Genomic DNA, 26,764 nt, shown 5'->3' with positions numbered 1-26,764 from the left:
TGCTTTTGACCTGTGATTAGTATACCTTGCAAAAGTAGTGCTTAACTATCGATTCTTCTTACACTTTCCTTACAAGCTTGTAAGGTTTTGCGTGTCCGAGAAAACGATGCGAAAAGTTGTACCTTTACCTGATGCTGACTCCATTTCAATCTGGTGACCGAGATATTTCAGCGTCTCCTTCGTTAAATACAGTCCCATCCCTGTAGATTCCCGAAACCTTCTGCCATTTTCTCCGGTAAAAAAGGGATCGAAAATCCGCTTTTTATCGCTTTCTGGTATGCCAATTCCAAAATCCTTTACTTCCAGAATGGCTTGTTTCTCTCTTTCATAAATGGAAATAACAATCCGATTACTAATCCCAGAAGAATATTTAACTGCATTACTAATAAGCTGGGTGAGAATAAAAAACAGCCACTTCTCATCAGTCTCGACTGTCATTCCTGGCTTTTGCACCTCTAGCTTAGGATAAACCTTGTTCCTGATATAAAAGCGTTTATTCTCACCGTTCACTTCATCTATCAATTTTGCTAGATTTACCGGCTTGATATGAAAATCCTGCTCTATTGTTTTTAACCTGGCTATATACAAAACTGTGTTCAGACCAGTCTTCATTACTTCCGTCTCTTCGCGGATGCTGGATGACTCAGGTTCATCTAAATTTTGGGCAGTGAGTTCAATTACTGATAATGGGGTTTTCATCTGATGCACCCATTGGTCCATAAACTTACGATGCTCTTCCTGCTCTTTTTCAACTAGCTTCAATTGATTTTGAAAAAGTTTGTATTGAGTTCGCATCAACTCATCGAAGGCTTTAGAAATCGGGGCATCATCTGTTTTTTGATAGCTGTCATCAAGCGTTTCCAGCGGCTGATTTAAACGCTTGTACATTTTCTGCCGTGATAAATAATAATATAGGAAATAACTAACAAGGATGAAAAAGTTGAGAAAAACAGCGTAAGCAAACAGCTTAATATCTCGATAGCCATCAAACCAAAAAATCGAAAGAAAAAGGAGCATTTGCACAGCCTGCACAAAAATCAACAACGTATGCTCTTTTAAGAATAATCTCATTTCTTTTCCGCCGACCATGATACATGTAACCGATATCCTGCTCCTCTTACAGTTTCCACTGCATCGTGTAAGCCAATTTCCTGAAACTTTTTACGGACTCTTGTAATATTAACATTCAATGTATTTTCATCTACATAGCTTTGGTCATCCCACAGCTTTTCCAGTAAATCCTCTCGTCCAGCCACACGAGGATATCGTTCCATCAAGCTTTCAATAATATCTGCTTCTTTCTTTGATAAAGAAATACTCTTGCTTCTATAGGTAAGCTCGAGTCTCTCTGGATAGAATCTTAGACCAGCGTTTTCTAATATTCGGCTTTCTGGAATGCTGGCATACTCCCCGTAAGCACGGCGCAGCTGGCTGCGGATTTTTGCGATTACAATTTCTGCACTAAACGGCTTTGTTATATAGTCATCTCCGCCATTCTCTAATGCCATCACTTGATCCATCTCCCCTATCCTTGCAGAAAGAAAAATCACAGGACAAACCGATTCCTTGCGAATTTGCCTGCACCAATAATAACCATCAAAGCTTGGCAAATTAATATCTAACAGCACTAGATTTGGATTTATTTCATAAAATGTATTCATTACATGTTCAAAATCAATGACACACGTCACATCATAACCATATTTTTCAATATGCGTCTTTAAATGGGTTGCAATTTTAGGGTCATCCTCAACAATCATTATTTTTTGCATGTTTGATCACTCCTTATTTCAGTTTCCATTATGGCATAGAATGGGAGCAGCGACAAAAAATTCATAAAATCGTAAAACGCTCTCTGCACAAGCAGCATCTTTAAAGGCGATGTATAGGCGATGTATACATCTATAATTGGTACTTATAATTGATAAAACGGATTAGGCGCTTGCGCTAATTTAGGCCATTTAAAAATTATAATAATAGAGTTAAACGTATGCGATAGCCATATTTCCAATTTCCGGAGCGAGAAAATCAACACTTTTTTTAGCTGAAACGTATGAAGCAAAAAACCGGCCATCCTTTCGGATGCCCGGTTTATCTATAATAAATCTTTACTTTCTTATTGTTTTTAAAGCGCCGCTCCAAGCATTTACTTGGTCAAGCATTGCATTTACATTTGTAAGATGCAGATCAGCTGGCTTAAATACAGAGCCATTTTCGAAATCTGTGAATAAGGATAAAGTTGGATGAACACGCACGTCGGCAATCAATAGTTCCCCTAAAATCCCTCTTAAATGTTCTGCAGCTCGAGCTCCGCCTGTTGAACCATAGCTTACTATCCCAGCTGCTTTGTTATTCCAGGCTTCGCGAGCTGAATCAAGGGCATTTTTTAATGCTCCTGTGATACTGTGGTTGTATTCTTGAACGATAAAGACAAATCCATCTAGGCTGTTGAGCTTTTGATTCCATGCCGTTATACTTGGCTCACTGCCATCTGTAGTGCCAAGAAACGGCAGATTAAATTCAGCAATATCAACGACTTCGTAATTAGCATCACCGCGTTTGTCAGCAATTTCTTTCACCCATGCCCCTACTTGCGGACTTACTCTACCTTCTCTAGTGCTTCCTAAAATAATCCCGATATTTAGCTTTTCAACTGCCATTGTCTCATCCTCCTCTGTTTGTTTCCCAAAAATCTTTTTGAAAAAACTCATTTTATCAACCACCTGTCACAAGAGAAAGATCTCTTATTTAGTGTTTTCTTTGACTATTTGCTCTAATCCTTTACGAATAGATGTTACTGGACGTCCAAGCACCTTTTCAAAGTCATTGCTTTCAATTTCTAATGTTCCTTCACGGATGTCTTTTTGAATATTAACAAGCATTGGCAGGAGAAACTCTGGAACACCTGCGCCCTTCATAATCTCTGTGTAAGCAGCATCATCCACATGCTGTACAGCAACATTTGCCCCAATAACAGCACCAAGCTCTGCGGCAATTTCATCCGTTGTTAGCAATGGGCCAGAAAGTTCATAAATTGTATTTTCGTGACCAGTTCCAGAAAGCACTATCGCTGCTGCCTCTGCATAATCCTGCTGTAATGCCCAGCCGACTTTGCCGTTTCCTGCTGATGTTACCCATGCTGCTCCTGCTAGAACTCCTTGGATGCTGGAGCTTTCATTTTCTAAGTACCAGTTGTTGCGCAAGAAAGAATATGGTATACCAGACTCTTGAATTCTTGTTTCTGTTGCTTTATGTGTTGGAGCAAGGAAATTGCTGCTTGCCTGTGCATTGCCGATACTTGTGTATGCGATGAATTTCACTCCAGCACGCTCGGCTTCGGCTACTGCATCTGTATGCTGGCGGATTCTTGTTTCGTTATCTCCATCTGCTGAAATGATAAGCAAACGGTCAATCCCTGCAAAAGCTGCAGCCAAAGTTTCAGGCTGATTAAAATCGCCTTGGCGAACTTCCACTCCAAGCGCAGAAATCCATTCTGCTTTCTCTGGATTGCGGACACTCACTGCCAGTTGTTCTGCAGGCACTTTTTTAAGTAATTCCTTCACCACCTTGCTTCCTAATTTGCCAGTTGCTCCAGTTACTAATAGTTTCATTGCAATTCCTCCAAGTAAATTTATTCATGTAATGATGTTATCATGCATATTATTGCTGTAATTATTTCGAATACCTGTATTCATCATAGATACTTCTATAGTGTTTGTCAACGAGAATGTTTTTTTATTTTTTCGGGAATATCATGTATAATACTTTTTATTCTATTTAAGATCATCATAATCGTATAAGCAGGTGAGTTAAATGCAAATAAGCAGCAGATTTACTGTTGGTGTTCATATATTAGCTTTATTGGAAATTAATAAAGCGGGAGTCAGTTCTTCTGAATTTTTGGCGGGAAGTGTTAACACAAACCCAACGTTAATCAGGAAAATTATGGGGATGCTCAAAAAAAACGGGTTGATTGAAGTGCAGCCGGGGATTGCAGGGGCTAAACTTGCAAAACCTCCTACTGACATCCGCTTGATAGATGTATATAAAGCTGTTGATGTGGTTAAAGAGCAGGAATTATTCAGTGTACATGAAAATCCGCTGCGTGACTGCCCTGTCGGCAGAAACATTCAGGATTCGATTACGCCTGTTTTATCATCAGCCCAAACAGCCTTAGAAAAAGAGCTGGAAAATGTGACAATTGAGGATATCATTAAAGATATTGAGCAAAAAGAGAAAGATATGACAAGTAGCTCATAAATAAAAAAACTAACCCACTAGCATTGCATAGCTGCACGGAATGTTTGTGGGTTAGTTTTTATTAATTCAAGGTTTAAGGACAACTTTAATACAGTTGTCTGTTCGTGTATCAAAATATTCATAGCCCTTTTCTGCCTCACTAAGGGGCATGACATGTGTGATTACATCACCGAAATCCATCTTGCCTTGTGATACAAGATTATATAGGTAAGGCATATAATGGATGACAGGAGCTTGTCCTGAACGGATATTAACATTTCTTTGAAAGATGTCGCCTAAAGGAAAAGCGTTATATCTTCCGCCATATACGCCGGTTACTTGAATGGTGCCGCCTTTGCGAACAGCCTGACTGGCAATAACTAATGCACTCAATGTTCCGCCATGGAGCTTTAAGCCAGTAGCGAGATATTCCATCGGTGTCATTTTCCCGTCCATACCAACTGCATCGATGACAACATCCGCTCCGCCCTTTGTTATCTCCTTTAAGTATTCACCTGTATTGGGATGATGCTCAAAATTAACTGTCTCGACTTTATTTGTTTTTTTTGCATGCTGCAGGCGATATTCGAGATTATCCACAGCGATAACTCTTTTTGCGCCTTTAAACCATGCAAACTTTTGGGCCAGCAAACCTACCGGACCGCAGCCGAGGATTACCACTGTGTCTCCATCCTTTACACCTGCATTATCAACGGACCAAAAAGCAGTAGAAGCTGCGTCTGACAGCAGTACCAATTGTTCATCCTCAACTTCACAATTTTCGGGTATTTTGAATGGGGTAAAATTGGCATATGGCACACGCAAATATTCAGCCTGACCGCCAGGATAGCCTCCCGTTAAATCGGAGTAACCAAAAAAACCACCAATTTCACCATTGTCATTAGAATTATCACATTGGCTTTCTAGATTATTTTTGCAAAAGAAGCATTCCCCACAAGCCACGTTAAACGGAATGATAACTCTGTCCCCTTTTTGGAGATTTTTCACGTCAGGTCCCACTTCTTCGACAATCCCCATTGGCTCATGTCCGATAATATAATCTTCTGGAAAGTTCGGAATCATTCCATGTATTAAGTGAAGATCAGATCCGCATATTGCTGAAGTGGTGACTTTTATAACAATATCATCACTCTTTTCAATCTTTGGACTCGGCACTTCTTTAACCTTTACATCTTTAATGCCTTGGAAAGTAACAGCCTTCATTCTTTACATCCTTTCTTATTCATCGTCATCTATTTGCGCCATCATGCCAAGGCGGGAAGTATCTCCAGGAAATAAATCCATCTTTCCAATCATTAAAGCACCTTCAATAGACTTTAAATCCATCTTGTATTGATCTTCTAAATTATATGGATGCAGCCACCCTTTTTTCATCATGAAGCTCGACACTTCTTCATGTAAAGCCAACCCTGCCTCAAGCTGAATCCGAAAAGCTTCCCGTAAATCTGGTGTTACCGTTTCAGACAAGGCAGTCGCAGCATTTCGAACACCAGTCTTAATGCTCAGCAAAAACTCCAGCGCTAATGCAGAATCAGCCATTTCCGGCATGCCTTCCGCATTTTCCACCTCTAAGTAATCTTTAATCATTGTAGTTCTCCTCCGAAACTGGGTTAGGCATTTTATAAAAGTTTTGCAAATATTCCAGTGCCTGAATGGATTGCTCCACATCCTTCTCCATTAACGCCTTTAATTCCTGATCAAAGACGACACCGGACATCATCTTGGATTTAATTACACAAGTTGTTTTGAAATTCAGCATTTCATGCAGCTCTAATGTCTCATGGTTTGCTAAGCCATTAGTCTCCATACACTCACCTCCATAGGTTTACTAAAGTATTTTTCGTTTACAATCTTTCCTTTATGCGGATTGCAAAAATTCCAGATTAATACAAAATACTTCAACAAGACTATACCTGTTGAAGTATTTCTATTTTATTTATTTTTTTGGTTTTGACTGTTCGAACTTTTCTTTACTCGGTCTTTCTTGCACTTTTCGGTTAGAATCAAATGATTCTATATTTGCAAACCCATGTGTACCTCTGCCATTTGGCATATTTCCACCTCATCTCTCCTGTTTATTTTGTATAAATCAGCCGAGAAAATGAACGGAATTGGAAGGAAAATTCAGGAACTCAGGATGAGTGTAAGACAGTGCATAAACTCTTTTATTAGTGAAATTATAACAAGGACTATGTATGCAAGTGTTATGAAGGAGGATTAACATATGCCAAGAAATTTAGGGTTGCATGAAAGCTTAGAACTTCATGAACTTCTTACATTTAAAAATACATGCTTGACTAAATCAACAACGATGGGTACTTTAGCAAAAGATGCCGCACTTCAAGATATTCTTAATCTAGATGCGGCACAATCTCGTGAGGCTGTCGAAGCACTTAGGAGCTTGCTGGCTCAGCAAGGAGGCAATGTATTATGAATGGAATTATGCAAAACCTTATCGGCTTAGGAGATATTACGGATCAGGTTATTGCCACAGATTTATTAATTTCCGCCAAATCTGGCATAAGAAACTATGCTTTTGCGATTACGGAGGCTGCTACCCCGGAGGTCCGTTGCGTGTTGAACAAACAATTGCATGATGCGATAGACTTACATGGCAAAATCAGTGATTATATGGTAGCAAACGGCTACTATCATCCCAGCAATGTGAATGAACAGCTGAATGTAGACTTGCAAACAACAGACACAGCCTTAAGCCTTCCAAATAAGCAGGATAAGTAACACTGTTATAGAAACAACAAAAGCTAAATTGTTTAGCTTTTGTTGTTCAGATTTGCCTTCCTTAGCTCTTTATGATGATTCGTTCATTTAAAGATTGAACGGGACGATGGTCGTCAGGGAAAATTCGTCGAAATGTCTCAATTTGTTCTTTCGACATTTCAATTGGTGTTTCAAACACAGTCCAGTTTACTTGTTCTGTACACGGCGGTGTTGTTAAAGATCCATCATAATGAAAGGCAGTTTGCTCTTTTGGAAGCAATGCACTTAAATCAACTGGTTTAGTTAAGGAGATATCTGCCTTTGTTTCTTCTTGTGGAAGTTGATTCCATAAATCAGCTAATATTTTATTTTCTTTCCCTTCCTGAATCATTACACCAATAACTGCAATCTTCCCATCTTCATCTTTATGAACTAAATGAAGCTCCATCTCATAATTTTTTCCGTTAAATTGATGTTCGCTCGGGGTATGGAAATGAAACTGTGCAAGGTTGTATTCCTTCCCGTTAATTACAGCCGTATTGCTTTTGTCTACTGCATTTGCTTGAATTGTATGCCCATTGTTTTGAAGAGTAAAGAACGAAGACTTATACTTAATTTCCGTCTCCCCTTCAGATGTCTCTGCTTCTACTTGAGAGAAATCAATATTAATGGGTGACTGTTCCGTTCCATCAACACAAGCTAAGTTTGCTTGACCTAATTCTCCCCAGTGAACAGGACTAGTGTCTCCTTCATAAGACCAATGCGCAGCATCGATTTCTCTTTCTTTTTCTGCTTTTAATCCTGCACCAGTTTCTGTCGAACAGGCTCCCATCCCAAATACACTGACAACAGCTAACAATGGATATACAAGTATCTTTTTCATCGTTAATGTCTCCCCATTCTTTTATTAAAACTTATATTAATAAGATACTAAATTTCCATAATAATACATACATAGTTATTTTTTGTTAATCGCTTACATATGAAAAATAGATTTATTTTACCATTTTTAACTTTATTCGAAAAACTAGACTCTCTTAACTATTCATGAATATAGATGTATGATTAATAACAAACCTATAAAAATACAGATATTGAGTACTTTGGAATTTGCAACAAGGAGTGCTCACCCAATTTTACACAAGCATTCTAAGCAGGATGTCTATTAACCTCTTTCATATATGAATGTATATTGCGTTAAACAAAGTAAATATTTGTAATAAAAGTGATAATTAATATAAAGTCGAATGACTAAATTAAATATCTGAAACATTATTAATTATTAATCGTATATTTATAAACAAACTAAAGGGAATGATATTCGTGTTCAAATCTGAGTTAACAAATTTAATTATTAATCTATTGTGCTATGTCATACTTGTTATTTTGTTTATTCGAGTTATTGATAACGATAAAAGGATTATTGCTTTAGGTATTATCATTTTTTCACTCCGAGCTATATATGACATTGTAAAATATCGTAAAAGCAAAACTAAAGAGTCTTCATAAGCCTTCTTTTCTATTATGATTGCAACTCTAAAATTGTTACTTACCAATTCCAGCTGGAATTAATATAGTAAAGGAGATTTATATAGTGGCGAATAAAATTAACTTTATCTTCACTGTCCTTTTCATTGTTGTTCCGTTCGTATTTCTAATTAGTTTTTTTATTTGGAGATTATTAATGAATACAGGTGGTTTAATAGTTATAGCCGCCGATTGTTTACCTATTCTAGGTATTTATTATTTTCTTACTAGTATTGTGTTCTTCATTATGTATATAAAAAAAATTGATTTAAAAAATTTGTAATCGCTCACAACCTTTCCCTCTTCCTAAACTCCACATCATCTTCCGAAAAACCTCTTCAAATTCACTCAAACGGACCGATATAACATCTAGAAATATATGTTAAGATGAGTGAGGTTGGAGAATGAAAATTAAAACACAATTAATTATCATACTGACTGTTTTGCTTTTTTCTTTAGTTGGTATTGGTATTTACAGCAATAACAGCCTTCATAATGCAGAGGATTATTCTAAAAAATTAAATGAAGCAAAAGAGATGCAGCGTCTCGTTACACATGTTCAGTATCGTCTTGCAGGAATGTCCAATGATGAGAGAGGGTTCTTACTGACAGGTGACAGCCAGTATACAGATGGAATTAAAGAAAAGGCTGTAAACATTGAAGATACGCTAACTTCTATGGAGAAGTTATCAATTTATCAAACGTATAAAGACAGTATTGAGCAACTAGAAACTAGCTTCCAATCTTATACGTCTATGAGTGACAAAGTTGTCAACACATTCAATAATAGTCCTTCTGATTCGGAGGCATTGCATTTTGGTGACTTAAGAAATGTAAGAAAAGAAGTCCTTGATCCTGCTGTTGACAAGCTGGTAGAACAAATAAATGAGAATGTTAGTCAAATTGAAGCAGATAATGAAAAAAACAGTGATATGGCAAAAACTACATTAATTACTATCATTATATTAGCAGCAGGTTTAAGTATTGGATTAGGTTTTATACTGCTGCGTTCGATTTTACGCCCATTAAACATCATGAATAAGCAGATGGTTGAAATTGCATCAGGTGACGGAGACTTGACTAAAAGTGTGAAGGTAAGTGGTAAGAATGAATTTGCTCATTTGGCAACTTCCTTCAATGAATTTGTTGCTTCTCTAAGATCCATGATTTCACAAGTTGGACAAACTTCTAAGTCTGTTGCCCAATCCTCAGATGAGCTTGCTGCAAGCATGGAGCAATCACGAGTAACAGCAGAGCAAGTCGCTGACTCGATACAGATGATTTCGGAAAACAGTAATGAGCAAAACAATTCTGCACAGCAAAGTCTGAACAGAGTTAATAATTCCTTACAAAATGTCTTAAATGTATCAACTAAAGCGAACCATGTAGCAAAAGAATCAGACCGTATTAAAGGAAAAGCAAACGATGGTGAACAGGCAATGGCCGAAATGCAAGGACAGATGGGCACTATCCACCATTCGGTTGGATTAGCAGAAAATGGCCTGCACTCCTTAGTCTCAAGCATCAATGAAATAAAAGATACTTTGAACAATATTCAGGAAATTTCCGGACAAACGAACTTGCTTGCCCTAAATGCGGCTATCGAGGCGGCAAGAGCTGGTGAACATGGTAAAGGCTTTGCCATCGTTGCTGATGAAGTGAGAAAATTGGCAGATATGACAAGTACTTCTGCCAACCATATTGATACATTAATCAACACTATTCAGAATCATTCATTAGAAACAGTGGAGAATATGACCCTTGTAAAGGAAAATGTGAATTCTGGAATGGAACTGGCGGATCGAACTAATTCACATATTAAAGAAATACTGAACAGCATCGAGGTTGTTGCTGGTCATATTAAAGAAGTTGCTTCTACAACAGACCAAATTACAACAGAGGTGCAAGGCGTTCAGCAGTCAATGGAAGAAATCGCACACAGCTCTAACAAAACATTAGCAAACACAGAAGAAGTCGCTGCTGCAACAGAAGAGCAAACTGCTTCCTTCCAGGAAGTGTCTGCATCAGCGACTGCTTTATCTAAGCTGTCTGAAGAACTGGAAAAATTAGTTCACCGCTTTAAGATTGCAGATGGAGAAATAAATGATTGAATCAAACTGCTCAAGGTAAATGAACCTTGGGCATTTTTTATGATTTTCTGGAGAGAAATTACATAAGATTAACCTTTTTGGCAACATTATTCAGTATATGAGGTGAGCTGAATGAAGTATAAAAAGGAAAAAATCATCGAAGGTTTTGTATTGGCCTTAAGCTTAATCATTCTCTTCAAACTTATCCCAAAGAAAAAGTCACGAACAGCAGTCTTGGCTTTCTTATTCAAACTAGTGATTACCTGGCTTTTTGGTTTATTAGTGGTAGAGAAGGATGCCATCAACTATCCTGTACGGCTTTTTTTCAAAAAAACATATAAGGGCAGCTTTACCTTTGAATATATTGGATACCCAGCACTATGCGCCTTATTTAATTCCTATTATCCTGAAAAAAAAGGACCCTTAGTTAAAATAGGATACTACTTTCTCCATACCGGTTTTATCATTATTGGTGAATTATTAGCACTTAAATACACGAAGCTGATTCAATATGAAAACTGGAAATGGTATTGGAGCTTTACGACTGTTTGGCTTACTTATTACTGCTCGCGTCTGTTCCATGTCTGGTTCTTTGGAAAAAGTCACTGGAAAAAGAAGTCATTGGGGAATGTTTTTAGAAATTTGTGGATGTAGAAAAAGATAGCAGCAACTTAGGCAGCTATCTTTTTCTATATACGAATTTATTTTATCCAGAGACTAAACAATCCATCTGTTATCCCGATTGAGTACATATAATAAAGACCAAATGCAAAGCTTATCGACCCAGCACATCTTACTAGCAGCTTATTTGTCCGAACACTTTTCGTGCTATACACAAATGGTATGCCAATAATTGTGGTAAAAACGAGCATTCCAATAATTGTTCCTATTCCAAAAACGAGTATGTACAAGGCACACTGCCAAACAGAAGAGACGGTTGACATCGTTAATATTACCATAGCTGCACTTCCTGCAAGACCGTGAATAATTCCTATAAAAGTAACTTTAATAAGTGAAGTCCGTTCAGCTTGCTTATTAATATTCTTGATTTTATCAAAAAAAATATTTTTGCTGCCTAAATATACGAGCATTATACCAACTATAAATTCGAGGGTCATTACCCATTTATCAGCAAGTTCCCCTTTTAGCAATACAATCAATATTCCAAAAACAAATAATGTTGCTGTATGGCCAACTCCCCAAAAGGCGCCTGCTAAAGTTGATCTGGAAAGTCGTTTATCCTTACTGACAATAGTAGATACAGCTATAATATGATCTGGTTCTAATGAATGCTTTATGCCAAGTATTAATCCTAAAAATAACACAGATATGAATTGAAAAATCATCACAGGCTCCCCCCTTTATTCCCTGACTTCCCCATTTCGCCACACTTGTTCATATACTCTTTTCAGTGGAACTTGATGGTGCACTGCTATTTTTTTACACTCTTCATACTCTGGCGCCCGCTGCACAATCTGTCCTTGCAAGATGCCCTCTTTTACTTTTACTGTCCCCCACTCTGTCTCAACATATCTAAATCTTCTTTCAAGCCGATGGACAGTAACTGGATAATAACGTACACCGAGTGTGGTAGTTTCTATAAAAAGAACCTTTTCTATTTCTGCTAGTTTTTCCAGTGAACACAACAATTGCAGCAGTATTCCCGGTCTATTTTTCTTCATGTAAATAGGAGTATAAAAAACATCGTTGGCTCCAGCATCGAACAATAAATCCATTACATAACCGAGCACTTCCCCAGAAATATCATCTAAGTTCACTTCCACTTTAATCATATTTCTATCGATATGCTCCTCATTAGAAGGATGAACTAGATTATCCATCATTGCTCCCCAATAATTACACGCAGAACATTTGGATGTTCAGCAAAATTTTTTGTGCCAGCACCATAACCGATAGATTGCACCATTATAGATGGAAATGCACAAAATTCGTCTGCCAATGCGGCAGCAATAGCGGCACCTGTCGGAGTAGTCAGCTCGCCCCGAATTTTAGTATGTTCAATTGGAATTTCTTTCAGAATTTCCAGGGTTGCAGGAGCAGGTACAGGATATATCCCGTGATCAATCTTAATTCTGCCAGTGCCAACAGGGAGAGCGGAAGCCTTAATGACAGAAACCTCCAGATGATGGATTAAGATAGCAGTCCCAACAATATCAATAATGGAATCTACTGCACCAACCTCATGAAAATGCACTTGTTCTAAGGGCATACCATGTATATGTCCTTCAGCTCGGCCAATTTTCTCAAATATTTTCAATGCTGTATTTTTAATATCATCAGAAAAGTCAGCGCTCTGTATAAGCTCCACAATGTCCTTATAAGAGCGGTGTTGATGACTATGATTATGATTGTGATGATGTGAATGCTCATGGCTATGATCATCGTAGTGGCTGTGTGAATGCTCATGGTTATGATTATCGTCGTGGCTGTGTGAATGCTCATGGTTAGGATCATCGTCGTGGCTGTGTGTGTGTTTATGGCTATGGTCCCCACTGTCGCCAGCAATACTATGTTCTGTTAAATTATCCACCAAAATTACGTCGAATTTCGTGCTGCTGATTCCATTTTTGACAACCTTCTTCCATACAAGCTTGTATTCATCTTCCATCTTAAGTTTGGACAGTTCTTGAACTAAGAATTCTGGGTCAGCTCCCGCATCGATTAATGCGCCAATTACCATATCACCGCTTATTCCAGAAAAACAATCAAAGTAGAGCGTTTTCATTTTTTCTTACTCCTTTCTGTGCGATTTGATTGATTAGGACAGCGTTATAGCCGCCGCCAAAGCCATTATCTATATTTACAACACTTATTCCTGATGCACAGGAATTCAACATAGTTAATAATGCGGATAAGCCGTTGAAATTGGCACCGTAGCCTACGCTTGTCGGCACAGCGATTACCGGGTGTGACACAAGGCCGCCAACAACACTTGGCAGTGCTCCTTCCATTCCAGCTATAACTACAGAAACAGTTGCATTCTGGATTTCCTCCAGATGATTGAACAGGCGATGTATTCCTGCAACTCCTACATCATAAATGCGACGCACCTCACTTCCGAGCACTTCTGCTGTGACTGCCGCTTCTTCTGCCACTTTTAAATCCGATGTGCCCGCACAAATGACTGCAATATAGCCATTATCGGTAGCTTTAGCTTCCCTCTCAATCGGTTCTTTCCAATAGAGAACACGAGCTGTTTTATTATAGATAAACTCTGGACATACGCTTTGAATCGTTTCTGCTTTTTCTTTAGAAACTCTCGTCACGAGAACCTGATTGTTCCGCTTTTTTAAGGATTGGATGATGGAAATAATATGCTTTGCTTCCTTCCCTTCCCCGTAGACGATTTCTGCGAAGCCTTGACGTTTATTGCGGTGATGGTCTACTTTCGCAAATCCTAAGTTCTCAAATGTTGCTAACTTCTTTTTAGCTTCATTTATGCTTAACATACCACTTTGAACTTGAGACAAAATTTCCTCCAGCATGTTGGTCCCCCTCAGAGATGGTTTTTCGATTTAAATTAGAGATGCATACCTTACACATATTGTGCTATCTTTTCTAAATAGAAAAGTTTGAGTTATCCTTTACTGCTAGTGCCTTGTTCATGCTGCCACTCTGGTAGCCTATTAAATCTAAAGTGATATATTTGTAGCCGAATTCCTGCAATGCACTCACGATAAACTTGTTTTTTTCCAGTACGTTCCTCATATCATCTGGCTCTACCTCAATTCTGGCGATATCCTGATGGGTGCGGACTCGCACTTGACGGATTTGAAGTGTTTTTAGAAATGCTTCTGCTTTTTCTACCTTTGTAAGATTTTCCTTTGTGATCCTATCGCCATAGGCAATTCTTGAGGAAAGACATGCAAAGGATGGTTTATTCCAAGTCGGCAGTCCTTGCTCATACGAAAGCTCGCGGATTTCCGCTTTAAACAAATTCGCTTCTTGAAGCGGTCCCCGAATCCCTTTTTCTTTTGCTGCCTTCATGCCTGGTCTAAATTCATTCCTATCATCAGCGATGACCCCATAGATGACATTGTTAAATCCTGCCTCTTCCATAACTGGAATAATATGATCAAACAAACTGCTTTTACAAAAATAACATCTGTTTTTTGTATTTTCCGAGTAACCGGGAATCGCTAATTCAGAGGTTTCTATAAGGATATGTTTAACACCAATATGTACCGCAAGTGACTTCGCCTCTTCCAACTCGCTTGTCGGGTATGTTTCGGAGTCTGCGGTTACTGCCAGAACATTTTCTGTTCCTAGAGCATCTACCGCTGCTTTTAATAGAAAGGTACTGTCCACACCTCCTGAAAATGCAACAACAACCGTTTTCATTTCCTGAAGTATAGACATTAGAAGTTCATATTTTTTTGCAGGCATGTCTTTAGCACCCTTCCTAATCTAGATTTTTTTACAAAAGCATTGATACGCTCTTTCATTAGATTGTCATACTTCCAAATCCGCCATCTACCCTAATCAAAGCGCCTGTCACAAAACTGGACGCCTTATCAGAGGCAAGCCAAACCGCTGTACCTTGAAGCTCTTCTGCTTCCCCGAATCGTTTCATCGGCGTATGCTTCATTATGTCTTCTATCCTTTCTTGATCAAGAATCTTTTTGTTTTGCTCTGCCGGGAAAAAACCTGGAATAATAGCATTGACACGAATTTCATACGGAGCAAATTCACGAGCTAAAAATTGGGTGACACTATTGAGCCCTGCCTTTGAAACCGAGTATGTGAATACTCTTGAGAGGGGTGTTGTGGAAGAAACAGAAGAGATATTGATAATGCTGCCCTTTTTGCCATGTTTTATCATCTTCTCAGCAAAAATCTGACAAGTTAACACAATCCCTTTTAGGTTAACATCCATGATTCGATCCCATTCATCCATGTCAATCTCAAAAAAAGGTGTTGCACTATTAGTGCCAGGTGCATTAAGAAGAATATCCCAACAGCCAGCCCATTGTTCTATTTCGTCTGCTGCTTTTAAGAGTGAGTCCTTTGTTAAAACATCTGCAAAAAATGCTTTTGCCTCGCCGCCGTTTTGGATTATTTCGTGGACTATTTCTTCTGCTTTAGCTAAATTGCGGCCAACAATCGCTACCTTTGCACCATGTTCTGCCAAGCCCTTTGCCATCGAGGATCCTAACACACCGTTTCCTCCTACTGCAACCGCCACTTTACCGCTTAAATCAAATAGTGTTGACATCAATTTCTCTCCTCATCGTCTAAAATAAATTGCCTTGCTCATTAAAAGGAACTTCATAAAGGCCAGTAATTTGCTCCATATTAGGATGATTGTTCACATATTCAAGTAAGCTTTCAGATACTTCAATCTCACTTAATACTAAGGTGTTTTTAATGCGAACAAGTTTAACATCGTGAAAGTTTAAGATATTGCATGTTTTCACTGCTGCTTGAAGAGCCATTTTATCGTTTGGCAATGTTGTGGCAATTTTTGTTGGTGCTACAACAGTGGAGGTCAGGCCATTAGCATACGTCCCTTCTCTGTCCATCTTGTTGAGCAAACGTTGTGTGGTGAAATCTGCCGTTCCAACACCATTCGCGTTTCCTTCTGATTGTGGAGTGACATCTAGCACAACCATCTTGTTTACATCTGGGCCGCCTGATGCATATGGCGTAGGATAGCGGCCAGTAATATTGGGATCCATTCCGTCACCGCTAATATTCTTGCCGATTTCATCAATCACAAGGACATCAAGCTGGTCAAAAAAAAGTTTAGGCAATAATGACTTTGCTTTTATCTGCAAGGCAGGCTCCGTTTCAATCACTTCTTCTGGTGTCAGCACTTCCATCGTGGCTATTTTATCGAATGCATTTTCCACTGTCGCTACACCGAACAGAAAGGGGGTTTTCTTCATAATGACCTTTGCCATGGCAGGAACGTTTTCTGCCATATATTTAAATCCCATTTGATGACAGGCCTCAGCACCTTTTTGTTTGCCCAGACCAATGCTTATCATCTTCATAATGCCGCTCTCAACAGGTCCACGAAAGGCTGTGTGTGGCTTGATGCGGTTAATCACCACGATGCCGTCTGCTTGCAAGGCATATTTATCTACATATACTGGTAAACCATTCGCTAATTTGCCGACCTGCTCTACTTCCATGGAGGAACGAATCTCTGCTCCTACTGATTCTTTCGAAATACCAAGATGCTCGAGAACGGCTCTCTGGCCCTCTGCCGTTGCTCCACCATGGCTGCCCATGCTTGGGACTATAAAAGGTTTTGCACCTAAACCTTTGAGAAATTTCACTGTTACAGCAGTAAGCTCGGTGATTCGATCTAGCCCCCTGCTTCCGACAGCAACGGCTATTTCCATGCCTGATTTAATATTTTTTACTATTTGCTCACTTTGTAACTTCTTCATTAAGACGGAACCGAGATCATCTATTTTGCTATCATCAAATGAAACCTTCACTTTTGCCATTTTTGGGACTGGTATGTCTTTTAATAATTCTTCAAGAATACCCATCTACATCACTCCTTAGCCCACTGCGTTGTAAACCCTTCCATTTATCCTTAAAAATATATTAATTTTAGAATCTATTGGTACGTAAATATTAATTTGTTTAGCAAACTAATTAATTAAATGTATATTATCATTATCGGAAATTTGCGTCAATCATTTATTAGATGCTAAATCCGATGTCAAACTAAAACCAATAAGAAAGAAGTCCCAATATTTAGGACCTCTAACTATTAATTAAGCATGAGGTTCCGATTATCAGAACAAATCTGCATACCCTAATTGTCTTAAATAGTCTCCTGACTCTTTAAGGCAATCAAATGGATCTCTTCCATATGTGTCGTCTTGTTCAATCAGAAAATATTGAACGCCCGCTTTTTTTCCAATCTCCATAATCGCTTTAATGTCCAGATTGCCTGTGCCAAGCTCAGCAAATTCAATATTACCTGTAAATTTGCTCATGAAATCGGACATATCCCTTAAATCTCCTAAATCAATTGGTCCGATGCGATAATCCTTTAAATGAATGAGTGAGACACGCCCGGCAAAACGATTGATGACATCTATCGGGTTTGCGCCTCCTCTTTGGGCCCAGTGAACATCGAGTTCAAAGCCGAGATTGGACGTTTGCTCTCTCATAATATCCAGCAGGCACTTCCCGTCATATTTCTCAAACTCAATATGATGGTTATGGTAATACAGCTCTATTCCATGCTGTTTGAGCCGTTCGGCCATCTTTTCAGCTTCGGTAATATACTCCATCGCCTTGATTTTATCTCCCATTAAATTAACAGGCATCATACCAATTCTAATAAAATTACAATCTAATGTTATACAATCACTGACAATCTTATCAAAATCTGCTGTTAAAGATTCACCTTGGCTCCCTGGCATTGAATCAAGGGGGGCGCTGATCGCTGCGACTTTGATATTAAAGTCTAAGCTTGCTCTTCTCAATTCAGACACATTTTCCTCTGTCATTTGAACTTGTGTGACTTCTACATAGTGGTAGCCCAGCTCATGAATTTTTTTCATTGTTTCATAGACGCCCAATTCTTCTATTTTATTTTTTAAATTGAACATTTGAACACCTATTTTTCCGCTTTTCATCAATTTAGCTCCTCCATTCTGACACGTCTTTTTTCTTCTGATGATTGCCTGATTGCATCAATCATTTTCATGGACATAAGGGCTTCCTTCACATGGGTATACTTGTCGCTGTCTGATGCAATACATTGATAGAACCGATTAATAAGCTTAGCGTGGCTCGCTCCATAATAGAACTTCGTCCCAGTAAGTCTGTCATCTGTTGCTAATTCTATCTTTTTGTCCTCTTCATTAGCTCTTGTTAAAATACTGTCCTTAATCGTAAATTTTTCTTCCTTAAATGTGACTTGCAGCTCTACACTGGAGTTTCGTTCATATGAAATCGTCGCAAAGAACAACCCTGTGGCACCGTTGGCAAATTGAATATGAGCACTTGCTGTATCCTCCACCTCTATTTCATAATCAAGTAATTGATCGATTGATCCTCTGATTGAATCTATGTCTCCCCCGAGGAGCTGCATTAAATCTAAAGTATGAATCGATTGGTTAATCATTACGCCACCGCCGGCATACTTCATCTTGCCTCGCCACGGTTTTACGTCATAATAAGCCTTTGGCCTATTCCATGTAACCAGCCCCTTTATTCCCAGAACTGGACCATAATGGCCGCTTTCAACCATTTCATTCAGCACTTCAACTGTTTTATTGTACCGATTCTGTAAGCACACACAGATTTTCACATGCTTATGTTTTTTTTCTAGTTCCACTAAGGAATAACCCTCTTTATGAGTCAATGCGATAGGCTTTTCGAGAAAGACATTAATGCCCGCTTCCACACAAGCTACTGTTGCAGGATAGTGAAGATAGTGCGGCAAGCAAATATGTACACAGTCCAGCACTTCCTCTGCCAGCATTGCTTCATAATCTTCGTAAAAATTCACATGAGGCACTATTGCTTTACGCTTCGGGTCTACATCACATACTGCCGTTAATTCCACATCTGGGTTTGCCTGTATGGCGGCAAGATGAATTTTTGAGATATCACCAAGTCCAATTACCGCTGCTTTCAGCATTCCAATCTCCCCTCCTGCAACCCATGTCAGCTTTTAATTGGGTTTAGTTTTTCCGCTTCTATCTTTTTGTTTAACTCAGCTAGATATACCTCTTCATCAATTGGCAGCTCTACTTCTTTGTCTAACCAGCTCGACAGATGAATGGCATTTGCCAGTGCAACCCCATTGATTCCATCAGAACCAGGGGCAAGGAGCGGCGTGCCGTCTATAATATTAGCTGCAAAATTTTCCAAAACAGCGATATGCTGCTCTCCCCAAACACTCTCGAATTCTAGCACCTCTTCTGAATAGAGCTCTTGTGTATTGCCGCCCATAAATATTTTTGTCACCTCATGCATGCTCATAGTAGCACTCATTTCTGACTCTGGTTTAACAAGGCGTTTAATCGTTATTTTCTGACTGTCATCAACAACGATTTTCCCCTTGTCTCCCAATATTTCAAAACGGTCCGTCCCTATTACATCATGTGTACAAGTAATGAACACACCTGTCGCACCATTTCCGTAATCAAGCAATGCAGTTACTTCATCTTCCACAGCAATATTGCGCTGAAATCCATATTTCACATTAGAATAAACTTTCTTTGGCATCCCGCAAATCCATTGCAGCAAATCAATTTGATGGGGCGCCTGATTCACAAGGACACCGCCGCCTTCACCATTCCAAGTGGCTCTCCATGCTCCTTGGTCATAATATCCTTGCGGCCTCCACCATGTTGTTATCATCCAGTTTGTGCGGCGGATGTTGCCAATTTCCCCTGTATCTATTAAACTCTTTAAAGTTTGGTAAAGTGGATTTGTCCGTTGATTAAACATAATCCCAAAGGTTAATTCCGGTTTTGTTGCTGCAAAATCATTCATTTCTTTGACTTGTTTTGTATAAACACCTGCTGGTTTTTCAACAAGTGCATGAATATCTCTTTTTAATGCTTCAATCGCCATTTCAGGATGAAGATAATGAGGAACGCATGTGACGATTGCGTCTATCTCACTTCCTTTAACCATGTCAATATAGTTATCATAAAAAGGAATACCAGGAAACTTCTCAGCTGCTGCTGTCTTTTTTGCTGGATCAATATCACAAATCGCCCCTAGCACCATATTTGCGACTCGCCCCTCTGCCAAAAAGTCAGCATATGCTCCTCCTTGAGCTCCTAACCCAATAACACCTAATCTCACTTTGCTGCCCATTATACTTCCTCCTTACTTGTAATTTGGTTAAGAATGTCTAGCAATGACTCATATTGCAGCTTGTAGGCACTCGCTCCTGTAAGTGCTTCATTGTTTTCGATAAAGTGAAGCGATTCTTCCAGCTCCAAGTCCTTTAGCGAATCAAATAACACAAGATGCGGTTCCAGTGTCAAAAATCCCTGATAGCCTTCGTCCATTGCCAGTTCCAATATTTCTGTAATTCTGCCTTGCCCAGTACCGCATACTACATTCTGTCCAGTTTCTGATACTGCATCTTTTATATGAATATAGACGATGTCATCCTTCAAAAGGTCATAGCATTTTTTTGGTTCCTCACCACACTGTACAAAATTAGCAAAATCAAAAATTGCTTTAAAAGAAGCTGAGCCTACTTCATGCAAAATCTCTTTACAGCGCCGGCCAATATCCCCATAAATATCCTTCTCATTTTCATGGAGCAAAATAATATCATATGATTTAGCAATTGCAGCCAATTCCTTTAATTTACTAATAACATTCTCTCGATATTTGTCTGCTTCTTCCCCTTTCGGAATATAGAAGCTGAAAATTCGGATATACTTACAATCAAGCAAGCTGCAAATCTTGCATATTGTGTGGAGCATTTGCTTTTGCTCTTCAAAGCCGCTGTCGTCATCAATTAGGATCTTGCCTATTGGAGATCCTATAGACGAAACACCGATTTCTGCTTTTTGCAAACGGGGTAAAACATCATCCCTTATTTCATCTACCGAAAAATCACCAATATTTCTTCCGTCAATTCCACGCAAGGATATATAATGCATGCCAAGCTTTTTAACTACCTCAAGCTGTGTATTAAAGTCAGCAGAAATCTCATCTGAAAACCCTGAAATCAATAGGTTATTCATCTTTATAAAGCCTCCTTAACTATTTTTGGCCAGTCTTTAGTGCTCGATAATTTCTTGCCGTGTTTCCTACCTTTTCTTTGAAGTACCTGCTAAAATGAGAAATACTTTCAAAGCCTGATTTCTGCGCAATTTGAGATAACGGAAGATGTGGCTCCACTTCTAATAAATATTTGGCATGATTAAGACGACAGCCCATTAAGTACTCCATCACCGTAAACCCCGTAATTTCCTTGAAGACATGAGATGTATAATATTTGCTTAAATTTCGTTCTTTAGCTAATCTGTCTAAACTGACTTTTTCCGTAAAATGCTCATCAATCCACGATGCTATCATCTCGGCATGAATTTCCTTTTCTGGTCTTTTTGCCGGAAACATCTGTAAATCTTTTTTGCTCATTTTGTAAATCTCTACAAGCAGCTGTACAAGTTCTAATTTCACTTCTGCCTCTAATATGTCTGGTTGATTATTTTCCTGTTTATGATGGATTGCAAATAGGCTACTGATTTGACTCATTTTCTCTTCCACCAGCTTTGCTGACTTATCATAGCCTGTTCGAAGGAGGCAGTTGTTCAGTTTTCGAAAGGGGTCCAGCAAAGCTTCCATTCCAAGCACATGCAAAATTTCCTGTAAATAAGCTGGTGAAAAATGAATGACACTTCTAATATAGGGGGTTTCTAACGATGGATTCGGTTTATGCAATGTTAATCCGTCCATCAATAAAATATCTCCCGGCTGCAGTTCATAAATCCGGTTATTTATTAGATATTTGCAGTCTCCCGAGTGAAAAAAATATATCTCGTATTCGTGATGTGAATGAAACTCAAAGCCTGCCGTCTCCATTCCTCGCATCCTGTAATAGGCCATTATCCATTGCTCCAGCTAAAACCACCCCATTTGGTAAGCGTTATCATTTTTTTATTAAAGTAAGAACCTGTTTCTATTGTATTGCTTTCTGGAACATAATACATTCTCTAAAAATGCTGAAATCTGCTGTTTTTTTTACTGAAATTGCTTTTTTAAAAGCAGTTTCAGTAAAATTTCTAGAAACACCCTGCATGCTAACAATTACCTTACTAAAAAGTATCGCTCTGCGTTTTGAAATCCAATGTTTCTAATTGTTTCCTCAAGCAGGTCCATATCGTATGGTACCAAACCGGATTCTGCCCAATTACCGAAAAGATTACATACAATCCTGCGAAAATAATCGTGGCGGGCATATGAGAGAAAACTCCGTGAGTCTGTCAGCATTCCAATAAAATGGCTCAACATCCCTACATTCGCAAGATCCTTCATTTGCCTTTCCATACCATCGATATGATCATTGAACCACCAGCCTGAACCAAATTGAATTTTTCCAGACACACCCTTTTCTGAATAATTTCCAACCATGCCGGCAAGTACGGGATTGTCTTTTGGATTAAGATTGTATAAAACGGTTCTCGGCAAAGCACCCTCCTGGTCAAGGGCATCAAGAAATGCAGCCAGCGCTTGCGCATGATTAGCTTCTCCGACTGAATCAAAACCAGTATCTGGTCCAATAAGCTTCTTCATTTTTGTGTTATTGTTGCGCATCGCCCCTATATGTAATTGCATGACCCATTGTTTTTCCGCATACATTTTCCCTAGCTCTTTTAACAAAAAGGAACGATAGCATCCTGTTTCCTCTTCTGTCAGCTCGATACCTTTCATACCTTTTTGAAAGATGCTTTCAATGTTTTCCTTTGTCGTATCCATATATTCCATCTTAGGGATATCATGATCAGATGCACAGCAGCGATTTTGATGAAAAAAATCAATTCTCTCTTTCAATGCAGCTAATAAGCTGTCTAAATTATCAATCTGAATTCCAGAAGCGTCTGCTAATTTTTTTAACCATTCACTAAATGCTGGTCTTTCTATAAATAGTGCCCCATCAGGCCGGAAAGTAGGAGCAATGATCGTTTTAAATGTCTCATCATTATTCAATAATTGATGGTATGTTAACGGGGAAATGGGGTCATCTGTTGTTCCGATAAATGTAACATTTGATCTTCTTATCAATGCTCTTGCAGTGAATTGCGATGTCTTAAGCAATTGGCTGCACTGTTCATATATCTCAGAGGCTGTTTGTGGACTAAGCAGTTGATCAATACCAAAATACATTTTTAGTTCCATATGTGTCCAGTGATATAAAGGATTGCCAATCAGGTATGGCACTGTTTCAGCCCAAGCCTTAAACTTCTCCCAATCACTGGCATCTCCAGTAATAAAATGTTCATCCACACCATGAATACGCATGACTCTCCATTTATAATGGTCTCCACTAAGCCATAGCTCTGTCAGATTCTCGTATGTTTTATCTTCCCAAACCTCTTGCGGATTTAAATGGCAATGAAAATCAAAAATTGGTAAACTGGTAGCCGCATTTTCATATAACTGTTTTGCCGTATTCGTATCTAATAAGAAATCATTATCTAGAAATTTCTTCATATGCTCCCCTCTCCCATTCATATGTTTTCTCAAGTTATTGTAAGCATTTACATTTTATTTTATATTAATTTGTTCACTAAACAAATTAATTCCACACATAATGTAACATGTTTAAATTTGTTAGTCAATGCAGATTACAGATTTAACAGAGGTTTTGTTAAATGTTGCTGGTATAATAAGGGTAGTCTAATATTAAATATATCAATATATAAAACCAATGGAGGATCACATGATTACTGGTGATGCAGCATACATAAAAAGAATTAATCGCTCCTCAATTATAAGAAATATTATTAAAGAAGGTATGATCTCACGAGCAGATTTGTCTAAGGTTACAGATTTAACGAGAGCGACCATTTCTGTTCAAGTGGCTGATCTTTTAGAGGAAGGTTTAATTGTCGAGACACAGCTTGAGCATAATTCAGTTGGCCGAAAACCAATTATGCTTTCCTTAAATGGAAGTGCAGGTTTTGCTCTTGGTATTGATTTGGATAGCGGCAAAATCTCCTTCATTCTTTCAGACCTTCTCGGCCAGCCAGTTTCCACTAAATCTGTTGAATTGAAAACCAATGATTACGCTAAGATTTTACATATCCTCATAGAGGAGATAAAGAATTTCCAAGAAAATACGCCTGTAAGCGAATATGGAATTGTCGGTATTGTGATTGCTATTCACGGATTAGTATCAAAGGATGAAATTATACATTTCGTCCCTCGGCTTAACTGGAGCAACATCCATCTGAAAGAAGATTTAAAAAAGGAAATAGACATTCCTTTATATATAGAGAACAATGCTAATCTCTGTTCTTTTGCAGAAAGGGTCTATCAGCACCATGAAACTGACTATTTATTGTGTACAACTCTATACTCTGGTATTGGCATCGGTATGATGATGAATGATGAGTTTTTCCGTGGGTATGATGGCTTCGCTGGGGAAGCCGGCCATATGATTATCGTTCCTGGCGGAAAGCCCTGTAATTGTGGAAACAAGGGCTGCTGGGAGAAGTATGCTTCTGAAGCAAGTATATTTGAACAGCTTTCTTCAGCCAGAAATCTGGAGGATTTAACGTATGACCAAATCCAAGCTTGGATTGAAAGCGGCGACCAAGAGGTAATTGACTTAATGGAACAGCTTCTTTACTACCTTTCCATCGGTCTGAATAATTTAATTAACATGTACAATCCTGATACACTTGTGCTGGAGAGTGAATTGCTGCATATCTATCCTGATTCGCTCGAAAAAATTAAAGCGAATCTGACCTCTTCCACCAGCCATTATCAAGGGCTGTTAATCTCCCCATTGGGTAAAGGTGCTGTAGTTTTAGGTGCGTGTGCATTAGCAATTAAAAACTTTCTCGATGTGCCAATGCTCAATTTTTCTCTTGAAAGCAATGCTTAAGACTAAACGAAGCCTCACCTAAGTTGGGGCTTCGTTTGCTTTTGGCAAAAAAAAGATAGCTGCAATCCAGCTATCCTTCCCATATTTATTTAGCAGCATTCCTTCTATCAGCAAGATCTTGTGCAAGCTGTAGCGTTTTCTTTTTGCTGAGCGGGTATAAGAATACAAGCAGCAAGAAAACTAGAAATAAAGAGCTTGCTGTCAACAATGTCGCAAGGGTATGAATGCCTTGCAACGTGCTTTCTGATTGCACGTCTAATGACGCACTATAACCAACTGCAGCAAGTGCCGTTCCACCTAATCCACCTGCAACTGCTTGCCCTACCTTTCGAGCAAATGAATAAATAGAGTAAATCGTCCCATCTTCCTTCATGCCTGTTATGAATTCATGATAATCAATTACATCTGTGACAAATGCCCAAACAACAATCCCAAAGAACGAAAAACCAAACATTCCAACTGCAGAGATTGCAAGGAATTGACTAGCGCTAATATCTGATAAGAAATAGAGCAGCAAATAATCTATTACGGAAAGCAGCAAGCCTGCTGCTGCCACTTCTTTTTTCCCAAATCTTGCAACTAGCGGTTTTGCAATTACTATCGCAATAAACATGGCAGCTGTCGCAATAAGCCCTGAAATACTTAATGCTTTTGCATTATCAAAATAATTTTTGAACAAATATACATCAACAGCTCCCTTTAACATAGAGCTCATAATAAAAACGAGTGAAGCAATAAGGATAATCAGAAGCGGCTTGTTTTTCCCTACCCCTTGTAATGTCCGTTTCAGCGAGGTTTTGCCTTCCTTTCTTGTCTCTGTAATACGTTCCGTTGACATCTTGTAACATGCCATATAACAGGATAGTGAAAGAACTGCAAAAATGATGGCGGCCATAAAAAAACGGCTAGGATCTGCTTTATTATCGACAAATACAATTAACGGTCCTATCACGTTTACAATTAACCCAGCTAAAGTTGCCCCCATTGTTCGGAAACTTGACAGAGACGTACGCTCGACAGGATCACTTGTAATGACAGAAGCCATTGATCCGTAAGGAATGTTTACCGTACTATACAATGTTCCCCATAAAATATATGTCACAAAGGCATATGCTTCATAGAAGCCTGTTGACATGCCGGGAATATGTATAAACATCAACACTCCTGAAAACACGAGAGGAAAAGACATTCTGAAAATCCATGGTTTGAACTTTCCATTTTTACTTGGCTTTCTCGTGTCAATAAAACGGCCCCATGTTACGTCTGCAACTGCATCCCAAAGACGAGCAATAAGGAAAATCGTTCCTACCATTGCAGGACTTAGACCAAAGACATCTGTGTAATACACCATTAAAAACGAACCTACTAGTATAAAAAAGAAATCATTGCCAAAATCACCAAATAAATAACCTAACTGATCTTTAACTCCAAATTTTTGTACTTTCCTGTCTACATCTGGTATTACTAGCTCTCTGTTTGTTTGAGCCATCATTATCCCTCCAACAGAATTGTAATTATAAGACGGAAATTTCAAATAAATCAGTCGGTGCTTATGCAATTATCTTTAGATGTACTGTAAGCTATG

At 38.7% G+C, this 26,764-nt stretch carries 28 protein-coding genes and 1 pseudogene; 7 read left to right on the top strand and 22 right to left on the bottom strand.

Translation table 11 applies throughout. From position 1 onward, the window contains the following. Positions 1-69 precede the first annotated feature (69 nt). From LXM54_RS08880 to LXM54_RS08865, 4 genes are all read right to left on the bottom strand, one after another. A complete protein-coding gene (locus LXM54_RS08880; RefSeq protein WP_233314861.1) occupies positions 70-1,071 on the bottom strand; it encodes a sensor histidine kinase in 1,002 nt (333 codons plus the stop codon). Further along, complete coding sequence (locus LXM54_RS08875) at positions 1,068-1,772, bottom strand: response regulator transcription factor (RefSeq protein WP_233314860.1); 705 nt, start codon at positions 1,770-1,772, stop codon at positions 1,068-1,070. The genes LXM54_RS08880 and LXM54_RS08875 overlap by 4 nt, the downstream gene beginning before the upstream one ends. Positions 1,773-2,108: 336 nt before the next feature. After that, positions 2,109-2,711, bottom strand: a complete 603-nt coding sequence (locus tag LXM54_RS08870; protein ID WP_233314859.1) for an NADPH-dependent FMN reductase — start codon at positions 2,709-2,711, stop codon at positions 2,109-2,111. 33 nt (positions 2,712-2,744) lie between these two features. After that, a complete protein-coding gene (locus tag LXM54_RS08865; RefSeq protein WP_233314858.1) occupies positions 2,745-3,611 on the bottom strand; it encodes an SDR family oxidoreductase in 867 nt (288 codons plus the stop codon). Positions 3,612-3,813: 202 nt separating this feature from the next. Between LXM54_RS08865 and LXM54_RS08860 the strand changes: the two genes are divergently transcribed. Continuing rightward, positions 3,814-4,260 carry an Rrf2 family transcriptional regulator gene (locus LXM54_RS08860; RefSeq protein ID WP_233314857.1) on the top strand — a complete coding sequence of 149 codons (447 nt, stop codon included), beginning with the start codon at positions 3,814-3,816 and terminating at the stop codon, positions 4,258-4,260. 66 nt (positions 4,261-4,326) lie between these two features. On the opposite strand, the gene LXM54_RS08855 is transcribed toward LXM54_RS08860, so the two are convergent. The 3 genes from LXM54_RS08855 to LXM54_RS08845 are packed head-to-tail and all read right to left on the bottom strand — an operon-like array spanning position 4,327 to position 6,067. Further along, positions 4,327-5,463 (bottom strand): zinc-dependent alcohol dehydrogenase, encoded by a 1,137-nt coding sequence (locus tag LXM54_RS08855; protein ID WP_233314856.1) that lies wholly within the window; start codon positions 5,461-5,463, stop codon positions 4,327-4,329. Between the two features lie 15 nt (positions 5,464-5,478). Beyond that, a complete protein-coding gene (locus LXM54_RS08850; protein ID WP_233314855.1) occupies positions 5,479-5,847 on the bottom strand; it encodes a spore coat protein in 369 nt (122 codons plus the stop codon). Beyond that, positions 5,840-6,067, bottom strand: a complete 228-nt coding sequence (locus LXM54_RS08845; protein ID WP_233314854.1) for a spore coat protein — start codon at positions 6,065-6,067, stop codon at positions 5,840-5,842. The genes LXM54_RS08850 and LXM54_RS08845 overlap by 8 nt, the downstream gene beginning before the upstream one ends. Positions 6,068-6,484: 417 nt before the next feature. On the opposite strand from LXM54_RS08845, the gene LXM54_RS08840 reads away from it, so the two are divergent. Together LXM54_RS08840 and LXM54_RS08835 are read left to right on the top strand one after the other, a co-directional pair. Further along, positions 6,485-6,694: a hypothetical protein gene (locus LXM54_RS08840; RefSeq protein WP_233314853.1), complete on the top strand. Its 210-nt coding sequence runs from the start codon at positions 6,485-6,487 to the stop codon at positions 6,692-6,694. Continuing rightward, the gene (locus LXM54_RS08835; protein ID WP_233314852.1) at positions 6,691-6,999 is read left to right on the top strand and encodes a spore coat protein; all 309 of its coding nucleotides are present in this window, start codon (positions 6,691-6,693) and stop codon (positions 6,997-6,999) included. Before LXM54_RS08840 ends, LXM54_RS08835 begins: the two co-directional genes overlap by 4 nt. Before the next feature lie 61 nt (positions 7,000-7,060). On the opposite strand, the gene LXM54_RS08830 is transcribed toward LXM54_RS08835, so the two are convergent. Continuing rightward, the gene (locus LXM54_RS08830) at positions 7,061-7,861 is read right to left on the bottom strand and encodes a carbonic anhydrase (RefSeq protein ID WP_233314851.1); all 801 of its coding nucleotides are present in this window, start codon (positions 7,859-7,861) and stop codon (positions 7,061-7,063) included. A 1,048-nt stretch (positions 7,862-8,909) separates the two neighbouring features. On the opposite strand from LXM54_RS08830, the pseudogene LXM54_RS28470 reads away from it, so the two are divergent. The 3 genes and pseudogenes from LXM54_RS28470 to LXM54_RS08820 form a co-directional block, all read left to right on the top strand. Beyond that, positions 8,910-9,653: pseudogene (locus LXM54_RS28470) on the top strand (HAMP domain-containing protein); the annotation flags it as partial. A 15-nt stretch (positions 9,654-9,668) separates the two neighbouring features. Further along, complete coding sequence (locus LXM54_RS28465) at positions 9,669-10,616, top strand: methyl-accepting chemotaxis protein (RefSeq protein ID WP_442780452.1); 948 nt, start codon at positions 9,669-9,671, stop codon at positions 10,614-10,616. 111 nt (positions 10,617-10,727) lie between these two features. Beyond that, positions 10,728-11,249 carry a CBO0543 family protein gene (locus LXM54_RS08820; RefSeq protein ID WP_233314849.1) on the top strand — a complete coding sequence of 174 codons (522 nt, stop codon included), beginning with the start codon at positions 10,728-10,730 and terminating at the stop codon, positions 11,247-11,249. 47 nt (positions 11,250-11,296) lie between these two features. On the opposite strand, the gene LXM54_RS08815 is transcribed toward LXM54_RS08820, so the two are convergent. From LXM54_RS08815 to uxaC, 13 genes are all read right to left on the bottom strand, one after another. Then, the gene (locus LXM54_RS08815; RefSeq protein WP_233314848.1) at positions 11,297-11,941 is read right to left on the bottom strand and encodes a HupE/UreJ family protein; all 645 of its coding nucleotides are present in this window, start codon (positions 11,939-11,941) and stop codon (positions 11,297-11,299) included. Positions 11,942-11,956: 15 nt separating this feature from the next. Then, entirely contained in the window at positions 11,957-12,439 is a 483-nt protein-coding gene (gene larC, locus LXM54_RS27935) for a nickel insertion protein (RefSeq protein WP_396953821.1), read from the bottom strand. Then, entirely contained in the window at positions 12,436-13,341 is a 906-nt protein-coding gene (locus tag LXM54_RS27930; RefSeq protein ID WP_267913334.1) for a LarC family nickel insertion protein, read from the bottom strand. Before LXM54_RS27930 ends, larC begins: the two co-directional genes overlap by 4 nt. After that, positions 13,322-14,101, bottom strand: coding sequence for a nickel pincer cofactor biosynthesis protein LarB (gene larB, locus LXM54_RS08805; protein ID WP_233314847.1), 780 nt, complete (start codon positions 14,099-14,101; stop codon positions 13,322-13,324). The genes LXM54_RS27930 and larB overlap by 20 nt, the downstream gene beginning before the upstream one ends. A 73-nt stretch (positions 14,102-14,174) precedes the next feature. Then, entirely contained in the window at positions 14,175-15,002 is an 828-nt protein-coding gene (gene larE / locus LXM54_RS08800; RefSeq protein WP_233314846.1) for an ATP-dependent sacrificial sulfur transferase LarE, read from the bottom strand. 58 nt (positions 15,003-15,060) lie between these two features. Then, the gene (locus LXM54_RS08795; RefSeq protein ID WP_233314845.1) at positions 15,061-15,831 is read right to left on the bottom strand and encodes an SDR family oxidoreductase; all 771 of its coding nucleotides are present in this window, start codon (positions 15,829-15,831) and stop codon (positions 15,061-15,063) included. Positions 15,832-15,850: 19 nt separating this feature from the next. Further along, positions 15,851-17,119 (bottom strand): lactate racemase domain-containing protein, encoded by a 1,269-nt coding sequence (locus LXM54_RS08790; protein WP_233314844.1) that lies wholly within the window; start codon positions 17,117-17,119, stop codon positions 15,851-15,853. A gap of 252 nt (positions 17,120-17,371) precedes the next feature. Next, entirely contained in the window at positions 17,372-18,223 is an 852-nt protein-coding gene (locus LXM54_RS08785; RefSeq protein WP_233315614.1) for a sugar phosphate isomerase/epimerase family protein, read from the bottom strand. Next, the gene (locus LXM54_RS08780) at positions 18,223-19,233 is read right to left on the bottom strand and encodes a Gfo/Idh/MocA family protein (protein ID WP_233314843.1); all 1,011 of its coding nucleotides are present in this window, start codon (positions 19,231-19,233) and stop codon (positions 18,223-18,225) included. Before LXM54_RS08780 ends, LXM54_RS08785 begins: the two co-directional genes overlap by 1 nt. Positions 19,234-19,259: 26 nt before the next feature. Then, positions 19,260-20,423 (bottom strand): Gfo/Idh/MocA family protein, encoded by a 1,164-nt coding sequence (locus LXM54_RS08775; protein WP_233314842.1) that lies wholly within the window; start codon positions 20,421-20,423, stop codon positions 19,260-19,262. Then, on the bottom strand, positions 20,423-21,310 hold the full coding sequence (locus LXM54_RS08770; RefSeq protein ID WP_233314841.1) for a sugar phosphate isomerase/epimerase family protein: 888 nt from the start codon (positions 21,308-21,310) through the stop codon (positions 20,423-20,425). The genes LXM54_RS08775 and LXM54_RS08770 overlap by 1 nt, the downstream gene beginning before the upstream one ends. A 19-nt stretch (positions 21,311-21,329) precedes the next feature. Beyond that, positions 21,330-22,175: an AraC family transcriptional regulator gene (locus LXM54_RS08765; protein ID WP_233314840.1), complete on the bottom strand. Its 846-nt coding sequence runs from the start codon at positions 22,173-22,175 to the stop codon at positions 21,330-21,332. Between the two features lie 201 nt (positions 22,176-22,376). Continuing rightward, positions 22,377-23,780: a glucuronate isomerase gene (uxaC, locus tag LXM54_RS08760; protein ID WP_233314839.1), complete on the bottom strand. Its 1,404-nt coding sequence runs from the start codon at positions 23,778-23,780 to the stop codon at positions 22,377-22,379. 229 nt (positions 23,781-24,009) lie between these two features. Between uxaC and LXM54_RS08755 the strand changes: the two genes are divergently transcribed. After that, complete coding sequence (locus LXM54_RS08755) at positions 24,010-25,179, top strand: ROK family transcriptional regulator (RefSeq protein WP_233314838.1); 1,170 nt, start codon at positions 24,010-24,012, stop codon at positions 25,177-25,179. Between the two features lie 85 nt (positions 25,180-25,264). Here the strand turns inward: LXM54_RS08755 and LXM54_RS08750 are convergent, their stop codons facing one another. Further along, on the bottom strand, positions 25,265-26,671 hold the full coding sequence (locus tag LXM54_RS08750; RefSeq protein ID WP_411411380.1) for an MFS transporter: 1,407 nt from the start codon (positions 26,669-26,671) through the stop codon (positions 25,265-25,267). Positions 26,672-26,764: the final 93 nt, after the last annotated feature.

The organism is Bacillus sp. Au-Bac7, assembly GCF_021341655.1.
Taxonomy (GTDB): Bacteria; Bacillota; Bacilli; order Bacillales; family Cytobacillaceae; genus Niallia.
This window is presented reverse-complemented; position numbering and strand designations above follow the sequence as displayed.